Raw genomic sequence first — 4,280 nt, 5'->3', positions numbered from 1 at the left:
TGGGCGTTGATCTTAACTTTTTTTCCGAAAGCTTTGCATCTACAGCCACTGAAGTAGCATCTGTTGAACCTGGGGAGAAGGAATCGGCCGAATTACCATCCGGAAAGCAGCCCCAAAAACCTACCTGGGATATGTCATGCGAAAGCTGGGTAGACGCCGACTTTTCCGGGGCGAAAAATCTGCATGAAAAATTCAGTTCCTCCAACATTCAACGCTGCAAATTTATTGGCTCAGGTTTGTCGGGATTGCTGCTGAAAAGCAATAATATAGAACAGAGCGACTTCTCTGATTCCGATATGAGCAACAGCCTCATTCAGCGTTCCTACTTAGACCACAACCAGTTTAAGCACTGCTCACTGAAAGAAGCGACATTTTCAGGAACCTATATCAAAGGATGCGATTTCTCCGGCGCCAATTTTACCGGAGCAGAGGTTACATCCGGCGCCTTCCTGAATTGTACCACTGCAAATGCAGTGTGGCATCATACCTCTTTTGTCAGAACACAGATCGAAAATATCGTTTTCGAAGGCACATTGGAGGATTGTCGTTTTGAAAACTGCGCCTTTGATATGGTAACCTTCCAGCGTGCCACACTTATTAACACCTTCTTTAAAAACAAAAGTTTGAAATGGGTCCGGTTTATTGACTGTCAGGCAGATCGGATGACCTATGAATTTCTGAAAAAAAACGGGCAGGTGGATTTGACTGGTATCAGTCCCCTACCTGCAACCATTTAAAGCCCTACGTTGTTAGTATAGTGTATGCCACAACGTTGCTTTATATGCGTCACGGAAATCCGAACCAGCTAAGCTTATTTCATTATGAAATGGTGCCTGTCAAGGGCACCACTTACTTTATCATTCTTTCTCCTATAGAAAGGGTAAAGGAAGTTGTGCGTGCAGCAAAAGAAACACTTAGCAATCAGATTTCGCTGTCTGTAAGTAATCTGAGATCAATTGCACATATTTCTTTACTGAAGTTCACAGCTCCTGATGATGATGAACGAGTGGGTAAACAGATAAAAACCATGCTATCTTCTTTCCCGGCGTTCGATATTGTACTGGGTGGGAGCGCCATTTTCAAACATGGAGAACAATCCAAATCATTGGTATTAAAAATCGACAATCCCGGCCCTATCCAACAGCTTCATATGCTGCTACTGACTACGTTTGGTCTCCGATCATCCAAAAAAATCACGCCGCATGTTACTATTGCCCGGACTATTCAAAATGAAGATTTTGCCAAAATAGATTTGTCTGCCTTTAATTACCGCGACGCCTTTCCATGTCAGGAAATCACAGTATTAAAGAAGGCTGCCGGCGATCGACAGTATAAGATCTGTTTTAAAATGTCGTTATGTAAATAAAAAATATTTGCGCTGGTATCCTATTCCTTAATTTACGTATAACTCTCAACCCTGGCAGCAAATGATACGACCTTATCTCCCAACCGACAAAAACGAATTAATCAGCATTTTTCTACTCCATACACCTGAATATTTCGATCCCAAAGAGGTAGCTGATTATGAGGCCTATTTAAGCGAAAATGCTCATCTCTACTTCACTATAGAACACGAAAATAAAATAGTCGGAGGTGTGGGTTATTATGTGAATGACCGCAATAAATCCGGCCAGATCACCTGGATATTTTTCGATCCTGCATATGTAGGACTAGGACTGGGTAGAAAAGCCATGGAGCACTGTTTCACCATTTTTAAATCAGATCCGACCATTGAAAAACTGGTAGTAACCACTTCTCAAAAAGCATATAAATTTTTTGAAAAATTTGGTTACGGATTGGTAGAGACACAAAAAGACTATTGGGGCCCCGGACTCGATCTGTATCTGATGGAGCGGGAGTTTTAAGCCTTTAGCTCCAACCACCTTATCTGCAAGCAAAACGATATAATGAGTACGGCGGTTGCCAGCCCTGCTGACAATCGCCGTACTCATTATTCAAATTTAATTCACTACTTCTTTATCATCTTCTGTACAGGCACACCCACATACACGCCTTCTTCTTTAATATCTTTCACCACCATGCCACCCATGCCTATTGTCACATTATCCACGATAGTAATTTTTTCCTTCGACGCCGAATTGGCGCCAAAATAAACACACTCACCAAATGTACAGTTACCACTTATACGAACACCCGACGCAGTTGTAAAGAAATCGCCGAGTACACAATCATGGCTGATACTCGTATTTAAGTTCAATTGGGTATGTTTACCAAGCTTTATGTTGCAGGTAATAATAACACCGGCAGTAATGACACTCCCTTCTCCAATTTCCGCCCATTGAGAAATGATAGCAGTAGGATGAATAATGGTTGCGTAAGTGGTATCTGCGGGTAGTCTTTCTACTATCCTTTTTCTTGCGGCAGGATCTCCAAGAGCTACTACCACATCATATAATGCTGCGTCAAACGCTGAAAAACGAATCACTTCTATCCCCATCACAATGGGCTCTTTATAGTATTCATCATCCACCATAAAACAAGCAATATCTGCTATTGCCTGCGTTTTATCCGTGGCATCAATTAAAGCACAAAGTGTTTCTCTTGCGCTTCCGCCGGAACCTACAATGCATATTTTCTTTTTACTTCCTGCCATATTATTCCTGTTGATTAAAGTATCTCTAACGATTCGAGGCTTAAATGTATGAAAATTGGTGTGATTATGGTATTAAGCCAAAGGCAGAAAGTCAGTTGAATACACAACAAAAAATATAAACATATATCAACTCCTTCATTTTATAACCAATCTTTGTACCTTCATTAAATCCTTGCAATTACAAATTGTCGGGATTTATAATATTAAGCAGATGATACCAGTAACTAAGCCTTTTCTTCCAACGAAAGAAGAATATAACAAGTATCTGAACGATATATGGGAGCGTCAATGGCTTACCAATCACGGTCCGTTAGTAAATGAGCTGGAAAGCAACCTAAAGGAACACCTGGATGTGTCTAACCTCTCGTTTCTTTCCAACGGCACCATCGCCATTCAAATCGCTATTAAAGCGCTTGAATTGACTGGCGAGGTGATTACCACCCCATTTTCCTATGTGGCCACCACCAGCACTATCGTATGGGAAAATTGCAAACCGGTATTTGTTGATATAGACCCGCGTACATTTAATATCGACCCGCAAAAGATCGAAGCGGCTATTACCGACAAAACCAGCGCTATCCTGGCTACCCACGTTTTCGGCAATGCCTGTGACATCGACAAGATACAGGCCATCGCAACAAAACACAAACTGAAAGTAATTTATGATGCTGCCCATTGCTTTGGCAGTCTTTATAACGGTAAATCTGTTTTTGAATATGGAGATATCAGCACCTGTAGTTTTCATGCGACCAAAATTTTCCATACCGTAGAAGGGGGAGCCGTATTTACCACTCAGCCCCAACTGCTGGAACGCATGCTGCTACTCCGCAACTTCGGCCATACCTCACCTGTTACGTTTGACGGGATAGGTATTAACGGGAAGAATTCAGAATTTCATGCTGCCATGGGCTTATGTTGTCTGAAGCATATAGATGAAATCTATAAAAGCCGTAAAACACAATGGCAACGCTACCAGGCCGTATTGCAGGAATCCAGCAAAGTGCAGCTGCTGACCATCACAAAAGGATGCGATTTTAACTGTGCCTATTTCCCTGTAGTATTTGAAAGCGAAACTGTATTGTTGAAAGTCCTGGCAGCACTTAATCTCCAATACGTTCAGCCGAGAAGATATTTCTTCCCATCTCTGAACACCGTGAATTATGTGGAAAACGTGAGCTGTCCTAACTCCGAGTCGATCGCCCAAAGAGTATTGTGTTTGCCACTGTACCATAACTTACGAAAAGAAGACCAGGACATGATTCTAAAAGTGATTCTGAAAAACTTATAAAAAAAAAGATCAAAGTGGTCATCACTTTGATCTTTTTTTATGCCTTTATTTAAACTGTTTATTTCGCTAATTTCTCCGTTGCTTCCGCTACTGTATTCACGAAATTAATACGGCCTCCTTTATTGCTTTCATAGATGAAGTCTTTCAAAGACTGGCTGGTATATTTTGTAAAGTCGCCCACTATCGCCAGCCGGACATTATAGGTAGAAAATTTTTGCAGGATTTCTCCCGCTATCTTTGTTTTTAAATCAAAAAAATCCGGAGTAATATTTTGCTCATGGAGAATGATATTGTCTGCCCCCTGGTAGCTGCAATTTCCGAGTATATCTAATGCATCTTCTATATTACTTATTGCAATCGTATCTGATATTATTTTTG

At 41.1% G+C, this 4,280-nt stretch carries 6 protein-coding genes; 4 read left to right on the top strand and 2 right to left on the bottom strand.

All coding sequences use genetic code 11. The features are described 5' to 3' along the window. From VIP81_RS20505 to VIP81_RS20495, 3 genes are all read left to right on the top strand, one after another. On the top strand, nucleotides 1-737 hold a 737-nt coding region (locus VIP81_RS20505), incomplete at its 5' end, for a pentapeptide repeat-containing protein (protein WP_331965524.1). A gap of 89 nt (nucleotides 738-826) precedes the next feature. Continuing rightward, the gene (locus tag VIP81_RS20500; RefSeq protein ID WP_331965521.1) at nucleotides 827-1,366 is read left to right on the top strand and encodes a 2'-5' RNA ligase family protein; all 540 of its coding nucleotides are present in this window, start codon (nucleotides 827-829) and stop codon (nucleotides 1,364-1,366) included. A gap of 61 nt (nucleotides 1,367-1,427) precedes the next feature. Beyond that, a complete protein-coding gene (locus VIP81_RS20495) occupies nucleotides 1,428-1,865 on the top strand; it encodes a GNAT family N-acetyltransferase (protein ID WP_331965518.1) in 438 nt (145 codons plus the stop codon). 104 nt (nucleotides 1,866-1,969) lie between these two features. Here VIP81_RS20495 and VIP81_RS20490 read toward each other — a convergent pair whose 3' ends face one another. Next, entirely contained in the window at nucleotides 1,970-2,614 is a 645-nt protein-coding gene (locus VIP81_RS20490; RefSeq protein WP_331965515.1) for a NeuD/PglB/VioB family sugar acetyltransferase, read from the bottom strand. Between the two features lie 211 nt (nucleotides 2,615-2,825). Between VIP81_RS20490 and VIP81_RS20485 the strand changes: the two genes are divergently transcribed. Then, entirely contained in the window at nucleotides 2,826-3,902 is a 1,077-nt protein-coding gene (locus VIP81_RS20485) for a DegT/DnrJ/EryC1/StrS family aminotransferase (protein WP_331965512.1), read from the top strand. Between the two features lie 58 nt (nucleotides 3,903-3,960). Here VIP81_RS20485 and VIP81_RS20480 read toward each other — a convergent pair. Next, nucleotides 3,961-4,280: DUF4180 domain-containing protein (locus tag VIP81_RS20480; RefSeq protein WP_331965509.1), on the bottom strand; the 320-nt coding region annotated here is incomplete at its 5' end.

It is taken from the genome of Chitinophaga sp. (genome assembly GCF_036566945.1).
Lineage (GTDB): Bacteria > Bacteroidota > Bacteroidia > Chitinophagales > Chitinophagaceae > Chitinophaga.
The sequence above is the reverse complement of the archived record's forward strand: the minus strand, read 5'-3'. Positions and strand labels throughout refer to the sequence as shown.